Annotated in this window: 11 protein-coding genes and 1 pseudogene; 2 read left to right on the top strand and 10 right to left on the bottom strand. The window is 73.7% G+C overall.

The annotated features are described in order from the left end of the window. Positions 1–940: pseudogene (locus G5C62_RS20745) on the top strand (hypothetical protein); the annotation flags it as partial. Between the two features lie 173 nt (positions 941–1113). Here the strand turns inward: G5C62_RS20745 and G5C62_RS20740 are convergent. From G5C62_RS20740 to G5C62_RS20695, 10 genes are all read right to left on the bottom strand, one after another. Beyond that, the gene (locus G5C62_RS20740; protein ID WP_206330759.1) at positions 1114–2751 is read right to left on the bottom strand and encodes a DEAD/DEAH box helicase; all 1638 of its coding nucleotides are present in this window, start codon (positions 2749–2751) and stop codon (positions 1114–1116) included. A 229-nt stretch (positions 2752–2980) separates the two neighbouring features. Beyond that, positions 2981–4060 carry an adenosine deaminase gene (locus G5C62_RS20735; protein ID WP_164702485.1) on the bottom strand — a complete coding sequence of 360 codons (1080 nt, stop codon included), beginning with the start codon at positions 4058–4060 and terminating at the stop codon, positions 2981–2983. A gap of 41 nt (positions 4061–4101) precedes the next feature. Beyond that, positions 4102–4917 carry an ABC transporter permease gene (locus G5C62_RS20730; protein WP_036335461.1) on the bottom strand — a complete coding sequence of 272 codons (816 nt, stop codon included), beginning with the start codon at positions 4915–4917 and terminating at the stop codon, positions 4102–4104. Further along, positions 4914–5768, bottom strand: a complete 855-nt coding sequence (locus tag G5C62_RS20725; protein WP_164702484.1) for an ABC transporter ATP-binding protein — start codon at positions 5766–5768, stop codon at positions 4914–4916. Before G5C62_RS20725 ends, G5C62_RS20730 begins: the two co-directional genes overlap by 4 nt. A 189-nt stretch (positions 5769–5957) precedes the next feature. Then, positions 5958–7241 (bottom strand): thymidine phosphorylase, encoded by a 1284-nt coding sequence (locus G5C62_RS20720; RefSeq protein WP_036335462.1) that lies wholly within the window; start codon positions 7239–7241, stop codon positions 5958–5960. Further along, a complete protein-coding gene (locus G5C62_RS20715) occupies positions 7238–7645 on the bottom strand; it encodes a cytidine deaminase (RefSeq protein WP_036335463.1) in 408 nt (135 codons plus the stop codon). Before G5C62_RS20715 ends, G5C62_RS20720 begins: the two co-directional genes overlap by 4 nt. After that, positions 7645–8925: an ABC transporter permease gene (locus G5C62_RS20710; RefSeq protein WP_036335464.1), complete on the bottom strand. Its 1281-nt coding sequence runs from the start codon at positions 8923–8925 to the stop codon at positions 7645–7647. The genes G5C62_RS20715 and G5C62_RS20710 overlap by 1 nt, the downstream gene beginning before the upstream one ends. Beyond that, positions 8922–10178 carry an ABC transporter permease gene (locus tag G5C62_RS20705; protein WP_206330758.1) on the bottom strand — a complete coding sequence of 419 codons (1257 nt, stop codon included), beginning with the start codon at positions 10176–10178 and terminating at the stop codon, positions 8922–8924. The genes G5C62_RS20710 and G5C62_RS20705 overlap by 4 nt, the downstream gene beginning before the upstream one ends. Beyond that, positions 10175–11722: an ABC transporter ATP-binding protein gene (locus tag G5C62_RS20700; RefSeq protein ID WP_164702483.1), complete on the bottom strand. Its 1548-nt coding sequence runs from the start codon at positions 11720–11722 to the stop codon at positions 10175–10177. The genes G5C62_RS20705 and G5C62_RS20700 overlap by 4 nt, the downstream gene beginning before the upstream one ends. Positions 11723–11894: 172 nt before the next feature. Then, entirely contained in the window at positions 11895–12950 is a 1056-nt protein-coding gene (locus G5C62_RS20695; protein ID WP_241176036.1) for a BMP family protein, read from the bottom strand. 314 nt (positions 12951–13264) lie between these two features. Here G5C62_RS20695 and G5C62_RS20690 point away from each other — a divergent pair. Continuing rightward, positions 13265–14312, top strand: a 1048-nt coding sequence (locus tag G5C62_RS20690; RefSeq protein WP_164702481.1) for a D-alanyl-D-alanine carboxypeptidase family protein, incomplete at its 3' end; no start/stop codon positions are given.

Raw genomic sequence — 14312 nt, 5'->3', positions numbered from 1 at the left:
CTCCCGCCCCGAGGTCGCGGCCCTCGGCCTGGGCGTCGGGGCGTTCCTCGGCCGCACCGGCGAGGAGAGCTGGGCACGGCTGGGCACCGCCGTCGACGAGCTGTGGGAGGACGTCCTCGAGGAGCTCGACGAGCACCTGGACTGGACCGGCGCCGGCACCGTGTCTGCGGACGACTACCCCTCCGCCGCCGAGGAGGCCGAGGCCCGCGCCGCCGACCCGGACGACGACGAGGACGACGACGAGGTCGACGTCGCCCCGGCGGACCGCCCCGCCGCCGGTTCCACCGCTGCCAGCCCGGCGCAGGCGTCCACTGCCGGGGTCCGGACCGTCCGCAGCGGCAGCGGGCTGACCGCGACCCCCGCGGCCGTCGCCGCCGCCCAGGAGTTCTGGGAGGCGGTCGGCATCCTCCCGGTGGAGCTGGTCGTCCCGGAGGGCGCCGGGGTCACCCTGCGCTGCTACGTCGACGACCGGGCGCGCTTCCTCGGCCGGGACGGTCAGGTGTTCGTGTTCCCCACCCCGGTCGAGCTGGCGCGGTACTGCGCCGGCGACGAGGCGCACGACCTCACCGAGATCGCCTCCTGGCCCGAGGTGGCCGACACCGACACGATGCCGCTGCCGGCCGACGAGGACCGTTACGACCTGTCCGCGCTGGCCGAGGTGCTGGCCGAGGTGGCCGGGGGCGCCGGCGGGCTGGTGACCCACCAGGCACTGGCCCAGCCGGCCGAGGGCGCGTTGGACCTGGCCGAGTACGCCGGGCTCCCGCGGGTGCAGCAGCAGTTCGGCCCGGGTGCCGCGCTCGGCCAGGCCGTGGCCCGCAGCGAGACCGAGCCGACCGCCCCGCTGTCGGGCGAGGACGCTGCGGTGCTGGCCGCGGCGTGGTCCGACGTCCTCGCCGACATCGGCACCGCCCTGGTCTTCCGCAGCGACGTCGAGCGCTAGGGAGACCCGCTCCTCAGTTGGTCATCGGCGGGCGGCTGCGCCCACCGGCCCGTCGGGCGACCACATGCCGATGATCAACTGAGCGAGACCCCGGAGACGGCAACGGCCGGCCCCCGCGATGCGGGAGCCGGCCGTTGCCGTTCAGGCCCCGTCACCACGGACGGGGCCCCTGCTCAGTACGAGCGGGCCGGGCGCGAGGGCCGACCGCCTGCGCGGTGCCCCTCGCTCGAGCCGCGGTAGCCACCGGTGCGACGCTCGCCGCCACCGGAACGATCCCGATCGCCGTAGGAGCGCTCGCCCGAGGGGCGGTCTCCGTACGAGCGGTCGCGGTCGCCGGAGGGACGGCCAGCCGCACTGCGATCCCGATCGCCGTAGGAGCGCTCGCCCAAGGGGCGGTCTCCGTACGTGCGATCGCGGTCGCCGGAGGGACGGCGCGGGCCACCGGGGCGCTCACCGGTGGGGCGACGCCCGCCGGAACCGCCGGCCGGACGGCGCGACTCGCGCACCGGACGGACGATCGGCTCGACGAACGCGCCACCGGCGACGAGGTCCGCGATCGGGGCGTCGCCCGGGCGGATCCGCGACACCTGCGGGTCGAGCTTGGCCTGGCGGAACCGGCGCTTGGCCTGGCCCACCTGGTCCGGCAGGAGCAGCGAGACCACGACGCCTGCGGCACCGGCGCGCGCGGTGCGGCCGGAACGGTGCAGGTAGGTCTTGTGGTCTGCCGGCGGGTCGTAGTGCAGGACCAGCGACACGTCGTCGACGTGGATGCCACGCGCGGCGACGTCGGTGGCCACCAGCACCGGGCTGCGGGCGTCGGTGAACGCCTCCAGCGCGCGACGCCGTGCCGCCTGCGGGAGCCCACCGTGGATGGGCTCGGCCGCGATGCCGACCTGCTGCAGGTTGCCGGCCAGCCGGTCGGCGCCGTGCTGGGTGCGCACGAAGATGATGATCCGGCCCGGACGGGCGGCCATCGCCTCGGTGATCTTCAGCTTGTCCGGGAAGGACACGCTGTAGGCCAGGTGCTCGGCCTGCGGACCGGTGTCCTCAGCCTTGGCGACCTCGTGGCGGGCCGGGTCCTTGAGGTAGCGACGCACCAGGGTGTCGACCTCGCCGTCCAGCGTGGCCGAGAACAGCAGCCGCTGGCCGTCGTTCCGGGTCTGGTCGAGCAGCTCCTTGACCACCGGCAGGAAGCCGAGGTCGGACATGAAGTCGGCCTCGTCGATGACCGAGACGACGACCTCGGAGAGGGTCGCCTCGCCCTGGTTGATCAGGTCCTGCAGCCGCCCGGGGGTGGCGATGAGCACGTCGACGCCGCGACGCAGCTGCTGGATCTGGCGGTACATCGAGGCACCGCCGTAGACGGCGGCCAGCTGGACGCCGTTGGACTGCCCCAGCGGGGCCAGGTTGTCGTGCACCTGCTGGGCCAGCTCACGGGTCGGCACCAGGATCAGGCCACGCGGCGCGCGGCGACCCTGCTGGGCGTCGGCACCGAGCCGGGCCAGCAGCGGGAGGCCGAAGGCCAGCGTCTTGCCCGAGCCGGTGGCGGCCTTGCCGAGCACGTCGCGCCCGGCGAGGGCGTCCGGCAGGGCGGAGGTCTGGATGGCGAAGGGGTGACGGATGCCCTTGCGCTCGAGCGCGGTGACCAGCGGCTGGGGCAGGCCCAGCTGGGCGAAGGTCGGGCCGGTGGGCTCGGGCGCCGCCTCGGCCACGAGGGCCTCGGTGACGGGCGCGTCGAGGACGGCGGCCGTGGCCGGCGCGTCCTGCAGAGCGGGGGTGTTCTGGGTGTCGACAGAGTCGAACGAGGACAAGCGGGGACTCCGATACAGATCGGCGCGCGTCCCGTGGTGATGGTGCCCGCCGGATGCCCGGTGGCCACGCTGATGATCGGGGGCGTCTGCTGTGACGCGTGATCTGCACGGATGCGCTGTGCCCGGGCAGGACCGCCCGGGAGGATGACCGGCGTTCACCGGCACGATCAGGTTAGCAGCGACGGCCCTCGGATGATTCCCGCGCCCGGGTGACCCTGCTCGCTCCGCTTCAGGGACGCAGCGCCTCGAAGCCCGGGCGGAGCACGTCGGTGAACACCCGGGCACGCACCGCGTCGTCGGCGAAACCGCCGCGCAGCGCCCGCTCGGCGACCGCCTGCACGTCGTCCCAGCCCCACCCGAAGGTGTCCACGACGGCGGCCAGCTCGCTGGTCGCCGACACCCCGCTCATCAGCCGGTTGTCGGTGTTGAGGGTCACGGTGAAGCCGGCCCGGTGCAGCCGGTCGACCGGGTGGTCGGCCAGCGTCGGGTAGGCGCCGGTCTGCACGTTGGACGACGGCGCGACCTCCAGCGGCACCTGCTCGTCGCGCACCCGCTCGGCCAGCTCGCCCAGGGGCCCGTCGACCGGCACCTCGTCGGCGATCCGCACCCCGTGGCCGAGCCGCTCGGCACCCGCGCCGTCCAGCGCGGCCCGGATGGACTCGATGCCGGCGGCCTCCCCGGCGTGGATCGTGCGGTGGGCGCCGGCGCGGTCCAGCAGCTCGATCGCCGCGGAGATGCGGTCCGGCGGGAAGCCGTCCTCCGGCCCGGCCAGGTCGAAGCCGACCACCCCGGCGTCCCGGTGCCGCACCACCTGCTCGGCGACCTCCACCCAGCGGTCGGCCTGGCGCATCGCGCACAGCAGCGTGCCGACGACGATCGGGCGCCCGGCGGCCGCGGCCTCCCGGCTGCCCTGGGCGTAGCCGTCGAGCATCGCCTCGACCGCGGCGTCCAGCGACATGCCGCCCGCGGTCAGCAGCTCCGGCGCCATCCGCACCTCGGCGTAGACGACCCCGTCGGCGGCCAGGTCCAGCGCGCACTCGCGGGCCACCCGCTGCACCGCCTCGGGGCGCTGCATCACCGCGACGGTGTGCGCGAAGGTCAGCAGGTAGCGCTCCAACGACCCGGAGTCGGCGGCCTCGCGGAACCACCGGCCCAGCGCCTCGGGCTCGTCGGCGGGCAGCTCGCGGTAGCCCACCTCGTCGGCCAGCTCGAGCACCGTCTGCGGCCGCAGCCCGCCGTCCAGGTGGTCGTGCAGCAGCACCTTCGGCGCGCGGGTGAGGGTCTCGACGTCCAGGGGCGCGGCGGGCATCCCCGCACGTTACCCAGGCATTCCCGGGACCCCGCGCTGCGTCACCGGTCGACGCGGTCCTGCCAGCGGAAGGTGCGCACGCAGAGCACCAGGCCGACGACGCACCAGATGGCCAGCACCAGGGCGACCCGGCCCAGCTCCCAGCTGCCGGCCGGCTCCTGGGCGGCCAGCGCATCCGGGAGGAACACCGACCGCAGCCCCTGCGCCATCCACTTCAGCGGGAAGACCGCAGCCACCGTCTGAAGCCAGGTGGGCACCTCGCTGAACTGGAAGAACACCCCGGAGATGAACTGCAGGACCAGCGCCACCGGGGTGACCGTGGCCGAGGCGGAGCGCCCGTTGCGGGCCAGGCTGGAGACGGCGATGCCCAGCAGCGTGCAGGCCGCCGAACCCAGCGCGGCGACCCAGGCGAAGGTCAGCCAGTCGGCCCCGGACGGCAGGTCGACGTCGTAGAACACCACCCCGATGACCAGCAGGATCGCCACGATCGCCACGGTGACGACCAGGACCTGGACGACCTTCCCGACGAAGTAGGCGCTCTTGGGCATCGGGGTGCCGGCCAGGCCCTTGAGGGTGCCGTCGCTGCGCTCGGTGGCGATGCCGATGGCCATGTTCTGCAGGCTGGCGCCGAGGATCCCGGCGGCGATCACCCCGGCCATGAAGTACTGGGTGAAGCTCACCCCGGAGCCGAGCTCGTAGTCCAGGACCGCGCCGAACACCAGCAGCAGGATCACCGGGAACATCAGCGTGAAGACGACCGACTCCCGCTGCCGGAAGAACTCCTTGAGCTCGACCCCCGCCCGGGTGCGGCAGACGCTGCCGATCGACGGCAGCGAGCGGTCCTCGGTCGTGGTCATGCCGGCTCACCGATCATCTTCAGGTAGACGTCCTCCAGGGTCGGGCGCGCGACCGCCAGGTCAGGCACCTCGCCCGGGAAGCGGGTGGCCAGCTCCGCGACGAGCGCCGTCGGGCTGGCGGTCTCCGCGGTGCGCCGGGCGCCGTCCTCGGTCCAGGTGACGACGGCGGGCGCCGTCCCCCGCCCGCCCAGCGCGGACGGGATGGCCACCTCGACCAACCGGCCCCGGGTGATGACGCCGACCCGGTCGGCCAGCTCCTCGGCCTCGTCCAGGTAGTGCGTGGTCAGCAGCATCGTGGTGCCCAGGTCGCGCAGCGAGCGGATCAGCGACCAGAACTGCCGGCGGGCCTCCGGGTCGAAGCCGGTGGTGGGCTCGTCGAGGAAGAGCAGCCGCGGCCGGCCGACGATGCCCAGCGCGACGTCCAGCCGGCGGCGCTGACCGCCGGACAGCGTCCGCCCGCGGGCACCGGCCTTCTCGGTCAACCCCACCAGCTCCAGCACCTCGGCCGGGTCCCGCGGGTCGGGGTAGTAGGCGGCCTGCGCGCGCAGCAGCTCCAGGCAGCTCAGCTGGCTGTCCCCCGCGCCGGACTGCAGCACGATGCCGAGCTCGGCCTTCCAGCGTCGCCCACCGGCCGCCGGGTCCACGCCGAGCACCCGGACGTCGCCGCCGTCGCGCGCGCGGTAGCCCTCCAGCACCTCGACGGTGGTCGTCTTCCCCGCACCGTTGGGTCCGAGCAGGGCGAAGATCTCCCCGCGCCGGATGTCCAGGTCCACGCCGTCGACGGCGTTGCGGTCGCCGTAGCGCTTCACCAGCCCGCGGATGCTGATCGCGGCATCCGGATCGAGTTCCATCGGCCGCCTCTCGGGTCCCGCCGCGAGCTCGCGAGTGGTGGGGAGGAGGTGGTCCTTCTGCACGAGCGGTCAGTGTCCTCTCCCCGGCTGTGCTGCCGCGCCACCCCTCCCCCGACGATCATGGAGCCGGCGTGACGACCCGCCGGTGCACGACGGTGTGTCGCGACGCCAGCTCTATGATCACGACCGTCAGGCGGTGATGCGGTCGAGGACCAGCGGGAGCGGCTGCTGATCCGTGTCGACGCCGATCGCGCCTTCCAGGGCCTCCAGGGCGCGAGGGATGCGGGCGGCGTCGTCGGTCTGCAGCTCCAGGAGCGGCTGCCCGGCGGTCACCTGCTCCCCCACCCCGGCGGTCCAGACGACGCCGGCCGCGGCCGACACCGGGTCCTCCTTGCGGGCCCGGCCGGCACCGAGCCGCCAGGCAGCCACCCCGAGGGCGTAGGCGTCCAGCCGGGTCAGCGTGCCGGTGGCCGGCGCGGTGACCACGTGCCGCTCGGCCGGCTGCGGCAGCGCGGCGTCCGGGTCGCCGCCCTGGGCGGTGATCATCCGGCGCCACACGTCCATCGCCCGGCCGTCGGCGAGGGCGTCGGCGGGGTCGACGTCGTCCCGGCCCACGCCGGCGAGCATCTCCCGCGCCAGGGCGAGGGTCAGCTCGACCACGTCGGCCGGCCCACCCCCGGCCAGCACCTCCACCGACTCGGCGACCTCGACCGCGTTGCCGGCGGCCCTGCCCAGCGGCCGGTCCATCGCGGTCACCAGGGCCACCGTGCGCACCCCGGCCGCCTCGCCCAGCCCGACCATCGTGCGGGCCAGGGTGCGGGCGTCGGCCGGGTCGCGCATGAACGCACCGGACCCGGTCTTCACGTCCAGCACCAGCGCGTCGGCGCCCTCGGCGATCTTCTTGCTCATGATCGAGCTGGCGATCAACGGGATCGACTCGACGGTGCCGGTGACGTCCCGGAGGGCGTAGAGCACCTTGTCCGCCGGCGCCAGGTCCGAGCCCGCGGCGCAGATGACCGCGCCGACGTCCCGGAGCTGCGCCAGGTACGCCTCCTCGTGGACGTCGGCCCGCCACCCGGGGATCGACTCGAGCTTGTCCAGGGTGCCGCCGGTGTGCCCGAGCCCGCGGCCGGAGAGCTGCGGGACGGCGACCCCGCAGGCGGCGACCAGCGGGGCCAGCGGCAGGGTGATCTTGTCGCCCACTCCGCCGGTGGAGTGCTTGTCGGCGGTCGGGCGGCCCAGCGAGGAGAGGTCCTTGCGGACGCCGGAGTCGATCATCGCCTGGGTCCAGGCCGCGAGCTCGTCGCCGGACATCCCGCGGAAGAAGACCGCCATGAGCAGTGCGCTCATCTGCTCGTCGGGCACGACCCGGTCGGTGTAGGCGCCGACCACCCAGCGGATCTGCTCCGGGGTCAGCGGCCGGCCGTCGCGCTTGGCCCGGATGACGTCGATGGCGTCGAACGGCTGCGTCATCGGGACGCCGCCTTGACCAGGTCGTCGGGGCCGAACGCGTCGGGCAGGACCTCGCGCATCGGCACGATCCCCAGCGACACCGTCTCGATCATCATCTCGGCTCCCCCGTGCTCCCAGAGCAGTTGCCGGCAACGGCCGCACGGCATCAGTGGCTGCCCGTCCCCGCCCACGCAGGCCACCGCGACCAGCCGGCCACCGCCGGAGCGGGCCAGGTCGCTGACCATCCCGCACTCGGCGCAGAGCCCGAGCCCGTAGGAGGCGTTCTCCACGTTGCACCCGGTGACCACCCGGCCGTCGTCGACCAGGCCGGCCACCCCCACCGGGAACCGTGAGTAGGGGGCGTAGGCGTGGCTCATCGCCTCCCGGGCGGCGCTCCGCAGGGCGTCCCAGTCGATCTCGGGCACTAGTGCTCTCCTCGTCGGTAGACCAGCCCGTCGGCCTTCGGCGGCCGCAGCCGTTGCGAGGCCAGCGACAGGACCAGCAGCGTGGTCAGGTGCGGGGTGAAGGAGACGATCCCGTCGGGCAGCTCGTCGGTGGTCCAGAAGGCGGCCAGCGCCGCGGCCGCGAAGGCGGCCGCGATGACGGCCTGGGTCCGCTTGCCACGGACGACCTGCCAGACGGCCACCGCAGCGAGCAGGAACGCCACCAGCAGCAGCAGTGCCACCACCGCGGTCTGGCTGCGCAGCTGGAGCGCATCGGCGAAGCCGAACAGGCCGGCACCGGCGGCCAGGCCACCCGGCCGCCAGTTCCCGAAGATCAGCGCGGCCAGACCGATGAACCCGCGCCCGTTGGTCTGCCCCTCCCGGTAGATGTTGGCGATGAAGACCAGGAAGACACCGCCCAGGCCGGCGAGCATGCCCGAGATGATCACCGCGATGTACTTGAGCCGGTAGACCGGGACGCCGAGGGAGTCCGCGGCCGCCGGGTTCTCCCCGCAGGACCGCAGCCGCAGGCCGAACGCCGTCCGCCAGAGCACCAGGTAGGCCGCCGGGACCATCAGGACGGCCAGCACGGTCAGCACGCCGACACCGCTGCTGACGCCGCGGAGCAGCCCGGCCAGGTCGCTGATCAGGAACCAGCCCTGGGACTCCAGGTCACCGAGCAGGTCGGGGCCGGAGGAGAGCACCGGCAGCGAGAAGCTCGGTGGGCGGCTGGACAGCGTCGGTGACTGGGTGACCCCACCGCCCGCGGCGTTGTCGGTGTAGAGGAGCTCGGAGAGGAAGCGGACGACGCCGGCGGCCAGGATGTTGATGGCCACACCGGAGACGACGTGGTCGACGCCGAAGGTGACGGTGGCGATGGCGTGCAGCAGGCCGCCGAGCGCCCCGAAGAGCGCGCCACCGGCCAGGGCACCGACCCAGCCCCACTGGTAGCCGGCCCAGCCGGCTCCCCAGGTGCCCAGGATCATCATGCCCTCGAGCCCGATGTTCACCACGCCCGCGCGCTCGGCGAACAGGCCGCCGAGAGCGACCAGGAGGAGCGGCACGGCGAGCAGCAGTGCGGCGCCGAAGGTCGACGACGACGTCAGCGCCTGCTGCCCGGAGATCACCCGGACGGCGGAGAACAGCACCAGCAGCCCGACCAGCAGCCAGGTCACCCTCCTCGCCCGGCCACCGCCGAGGAAGAGCTCGGCCAACGGGCCACGGCCGGTGCCGGCACCGGGTACGGCGGTCGCGGTGCTCATGCTCCTGCTCCCTGACGGCTGTCGGTGCGGCCGGCGTCACCGGCCGCGTTGCGGACCCCGACGCCGGTCCCCGTGCCGGTCGTGGGGCCGACGTCCGGTGGCGGCCCGTCGCCGGGCCCCTGCCCGTCACCGGTGCTGCCGTCCCCGGAGGTGGGCGGTGCGACGGCGCTGCCTCGCTCGGCCTGCTGCCGGGTCACCCGACGGGCGATCTCGTTGGCGATGACGACGGCGAGCACGATCGTGCCCTGGATGATCGTGACGACGGAGGCCGGGATGTCGGCGAACTGCAGCGGGATCGCGGCCCGGTCCAGGAAGGCGAACAGCAGCGCGCCGAACGCGATCCCCAGCGGGGAGTTCCGGCCCAGCAGCGCCACGGCGATGCCCAGGAAGCCCAGGCCGGCGGTGAACTCGGTGTTGTAGCTGCGCGCGTCGCCGAGCAGGTCGGGCATGCCGATCAGGCCGGCGATGGCGCCGGAGATCAGCATCGCCTTGAGCACCATCCCGCGGGCGTCCACGCCGCTGGCGGTCGCCGCGGACGCCGACATCCCGGTGGCCCGCAGGTCGAAGCCGAACCGGGTGCGCTTGATCAGCACGGCCACGACGATGCCGACCACCACGGCCACGACCAGGAACCCGTAGAGCTCCGAGCGCGGCTCGGCCAGGCCCAGCCCGGTGAGCACGCCGTTGAGCCCGGGGAACCAGCCGGACTCGGGGATCGGGCTGGTGGTGATGATCGAGGCGCCCTCGGGCGACCCCCGCAGCGGCCCGGTGAGCAGGTAGGACGCCAACCCCAGGGCGATGAAGTTGAGCATGATCGAGCTGATCACCTCGCTCACGCCCCGGGTCACCTTCAGCACGGCGACGATGCCGGCCCAGAACGCCCCGACCGCCATGGCGACGACGACGATGAACAGCAGGTGCAGCGGGCCGGGCAGGACCACCGCCGCACCGGCGCCGGCGGCCAGCACCGTCGCGATCCGGTACTGGCCCTCGACGCCGATGTTGAACAGCCCCATCCGGAAGGCCACCGACACCGCCAGCCCGGCCAGGAACAGCGGCACCGCCCGGTTGAGCACGACCACGATCGCCTGGGTCTGCTGGGCGGGCGAGTCGCCGAAGTCGAACATCACCTGTACTGCGGTGGCCGGGTTCTGGCCGATGAGTGCGATGACGGCCGCGGACAGGGCGAGCGCCACGACCAGGGCGATGGCGGGGGCCATCAGCGACAGGCCCAGCCGGCGGAGGGCGGTCACGCAGCACCGGCCGAGTCGTCGCCGCGCGCAGCGCCGGTCATGTGCCCACCGAGCTCCTCCGGGGTGACCTCCCTGGGGTCCAGCGTCGCGACCAGCGCCCCGCGGAGCATCACGTGCAGCGTGTCGGACAAGCTGATCAGCTCGTCCAGGTCGGCCGAGACCAGCAGGATCCCCATCCCCTCCGCTCTCGCGTCCTTGAGCAGTTCCCAGATCCCCGACTGGGCGCCGACGTCGACTCCGCGGGTCGGGTGGGCGGCGACCAGCAGCCGCGGGTGTGCGCTCATCTCCCGCCCGACGATCAGCTTCTGCTGGTTCCCCCCGGACAGCGCGATCGCCGCGGTGTCCGGCCCGGGTGCCCGGACGTCGTACTCCTGCATGATCCGGGCGGTGTCCGCCCGGGCGGCCCGCCGGTCGATGAACGCGCCCTTGACCGCCGGCGGCCGGGTCTGGTGCCCGAGGATCCGGTTCTCCCACAGCGGCGCGTCCAGCAGCATCCCCTGCCGGTGCCGGTCCTCGGGCACGAAGCCGATGCCGCCCTCGCGGCGCCGGCGGGTGTTCCAGTGCGCGACGTCCTCGTCGCCGAGGCGGAGCTCACCGGCGGCCAGCGGCCGCAGGCCCATGATCGCGTCGACGAGCTCCGCCTGGCCGTTGCCCTCGACCCCGGCGATGCCGACGACCTCCCCCTCACGGACGGTGAGGGAGACGTCGTCGACGACCGCCCGGCCACCGGCCACCGCGGTGACGGTGACCCCGCGCATCCGGAGCACGGGGACGTCCCGCACCGTGGACTCGCGCTTCGCCACGACGGGCAGCTCGGCACCGACCATCATCTCCGCCAGCTCCTTGGCCGACGTCGTCCGCGGGTCGGCGGTGCCGACGGTCGTGCCCCGGCGGATGACGGTGATCGAGTCGGCGACCTTGCGCACCTCGTCCAGCTTGTGCGAGATGAAGATGACGGTGAGGCCCTCGCGCTTGAGCTCGGCGAGGTTGCCGAACAGCTCGTCGACCTCCTGCGGGACCAGGACGGCGGTCGGCTCGTCGAGGATCAGGGTGGTGGCGCCCCGGTAGAGCACCTTCGCGATCTCCACACGCTGCCGGTCGCCGACGCCGAGGTCCTCGACCAGGGTGTCGGGGTCCAGGCCCAGCGCGTAGCTGTCGGAGATCTCCTGGATCCGGCGGCGGGCCGCGCTGCGGTCCAGCCGGCCGCCCTTGGTCGGCTCGCTGCCGAGCACGACGTTCTCCAGCACGGTGAAGTTGTCGGCCAGCATGAAGTGCTGGTGGACCATCCCGATGCCCGCGGCGATCGCGTCCGCCGGGCTCCGGAAGGTCACCGGCTCCCCGTCGAGCAGGATCTGCCCCTCGTCGGGGCGGTGCATGCCGTACAGCGTCTTCATCAGCGTCGACTTGCCCGCGCCGTTCTCGCCCACGATGGCGTGCACCTCACCGCGCTGGACGCGCAGTTCGATGTCCTTGTTGGCCACGACGCCGGGGAAGCGCTTGGTGATGCCGCGCAGCTCGACCGCCAGTGGTGCCGACTCGTTCAACGGGGTCTCCAGGTGGGCGCAGGACCGGGGCTGGTGACCGGAGGTCTTCCGGTCGTGAGCACGTCGGACGACGTCCGGTCCGACGCGGAGACGGTACACACGGAAAACGGCGGGCCCGGGGGCGTGTACCGCCCCCGGGCCCGCCGCGTCCGTGCTGCTCAGGACGAGCGCGTCACGGGATCGTCGGGACCTCGATCTCGCCGTCGATGATCTGCTGGCGGTACTCGTCGATCTGGGTCTGGATGTCGTCGATCTGCCCACCGGAGGTGGACAGGCCCACGCCGTCGGTCGACAGGTCGTTGATGATGTCCTGGCCGCCCTCGACCGCGCCCTCGGAGTAGTCGGTGATGAACGACTCCACCGCGTTGTCGACCCGCTTCAGCATCGACGTCATGATCACCGCCTGCAGGGCCGGGTCACCGACCGTCTCGTACTGGTCGGAGTCGACGCCGATCGCTCGACCGCCGGAGGCGGCAGCCGCCTCGAAGACGCCCTGACCGGAGCCGCCGGCCGCGTGGTAGACGATGTCGGCGCCGGCGTCGAACATGCCCTGGGCGACGATCTGCCCGCGGGCCGGGTCGCCGAAGCCGGAGAAGTCACCGGCCGGGGAGATGTACTGGGTGTCGATGATGATGTCCGGCTTGACCGCCTGGGCACCTGCGACGTAGCCGGCCTCGAACTTCTGGATCAGCGGGTTCTCCACGCCGCCGACGAAGCCGATGTGGCCGGTCTCGGACTTCAGCGCGGCGGCCGCACCGGCGAGGAAGGACCCCTCCTCCTCGGCGAAGAGCAGGCCGGTCAGGTTGTCGGCCCCCATCTCGGCCACCGACGAGTCGACGACGGCGAAGGTGGTCTCGGGGTACTCGGCGGCGATGTCGCCGATGATCTCGCCGTAGGCGAAGCCCACCCCGATCACCGGGTCGTAGCCCTGCTCGGCCAGCTGGGTGAGCAGCTCGGCGCGGTCGGAACCGTCGTCGTTGGGCGAGAGCTCCTGGACCTCGCCGCCCATCTCCTCGATGGCGGCCTCGACCCCGGCGTAGGCCGAGTCGTTGAACGACTTGTCGCCGCGACCGCCGGTGTCGTAGGCGAGCCCGACCATCAGCTCCTCGCCGGAGGCGCTGCCGCCGCCGCCGCCGTCGCCGGAACCGGTGTCGGTCTCGTCACTCGCGCAGGCCGCCAGGGCCATGCTGCCGGCCAGCAGCAGAGCTGCGGCCTTCATCCCACGCACTCGGCGCAAGACGGTCTCCTCTCTGAGAGGGCTCCTCCGACCAGTGGTCGGACGGAGCCCCGGTGCGGTGTGTACCAGGCCTGCTCCGCCGTCCGGCTCACACGTACCGGCTCACGGGTACGAGGCGCTTCCGACGGCGACGTGCGCACGCTAACCGCGGCTCGGGCGCCGGAGACCCCCAGGCGAACGGATAGAGACCCGATCGTTGCCAAGGGGCAACACCCGGCACACACGACGGGCCCTCCGGGAGACCTCCGGCACACCGTCGACCGCCGCTATTCGATCGGGCAGGCCACCGCGGGTTAGCGTCGGGCATGCGCCGACCCCTGCCGCTGCGCCGGCTGACCGCCGTGCTGCTCGTGGCCGGGCTGTGGGTGATCGGGCTCCTGCTGGCCCCCACCGGCCCGGCCCTGGCCGAGAGCTCCCGGCCCACCGTCGACCCCTCGGCGCCGACCCCGACCAGCCCGCACCCGGACGGGCCGCCGCAGGGCAGCGCCCCCGACGGCAGCACCGTCGGCGGCGAGCGCCTGGACACCCGCGGCCTGGTGACGGTCGCCGGTGCACCGCCCCTCCCCGAGGGCATCGACGCCCGCGGCTGGCTGGTCGCCGACGCCGGCACCGGTGCGGTGCTGGGCGCGCGGGACCCACACGGCCGGTACTACCCGGCCAGCACCCTGAAGGCCCTGACGTTGCTCACCCTGGTGCCCGTCCTGGACCCCGCGCTGGTCGTCGAGGGCACCGTCGAGGACGAGGCGATCGAGGGCAGCCGGGTGGGTCTGGTGCGCGGCGGCCAGTACCCGGTCGACCTGCTCTTCCGCGCCCTGGTCATGCAGTCGGGCAACGACGTGGCCAACGCCCTCGCCCGGGCCGCCGGCGGGGTGGGGGCGACCCTGGCCGCGATGAACGAGACGGCGGCCCACCTCGGCGCCCACGACACCGTGGCCGGCACGCCCTCCGGGCTCGACGTGGCCGGGCAGTCGTCCTCGCCCTACGACCTCGCGCTGATCCTGCGCCAGCTCGTCACCGACCCGTACGGCCTGGACCTGCTGCAGACCCGCACCGCACAGATGCCGACCGTCGGGACCTACGAGGGCTACCAGATCCAGAACCAGAACACCCTGCTCAGCAGCTACCCGGGCACCCTCGCCGGGAAGACGGGGTTCACCGACGCGGCCCGGCACACCTTCGTGGTGGCCGCCGAGCGCGACGGCCGGCGCCTGGTGGTCAGCGTCATGCAGGCCGAGCGACGCCCGGTGCACGAGCTGGAGCAGGCCCGGCGGCTGCTGGACTGGGGCTTCGCCGTCCCGGCCGACGCCGAGCCCGTCGGCCGGCTGGTCGAGCCGGGTGAGGTCGCCGCCGCGA

This window comes from Modestobacter sp. KNN46-3 (assembly GCF_011039295.1).
Note: the sequence above shows the minus strand (reverse complement) of the source record. Positions and strands in the feature narration are given on the sequence as shown.

Excerpts from the sequence above, each read along its gene's own strand:
- G5C62_RS20735 (WP_164702485.1), bottom strand. The coding sequence starts at position 4,060 with ATGCCCGCCGCGCCCCTGGACGTCGAGACCCTCACCCGCGCGCCGAAG.
- G5C62_RS20730 (WP_036335461.1), bottom strand. The coding sequence starts at position 4,917 with ATGACCACGACCGAGGACCGCTCGCTGCCGTCGATCGGCAGCGTCTGC.
- G5C62_RS20725 (WP_164702484.1), bottom strand. The coding sequence starts at position 5,768 with ATGGAACTCGATCCGGATGCCGCGATCAGCATCCGCGGGCTGGTGAAG.
- G5C62_RS20720 (WP_036335462.1), bottom strand. The coding sequence starts at position 7,241 with ATGACGCAGCCGTTCGACGCCATCGACGTCATCCGGGCCAAGCGCGAC.
- G5C62_RS20710 (WP_036335464.1), bottom strand. The coding sequence starts at position 8,925 with ATGAGCACCGCGACCGCCGTACCCGGTGCCGGCACCGGCCGTGGCCCG.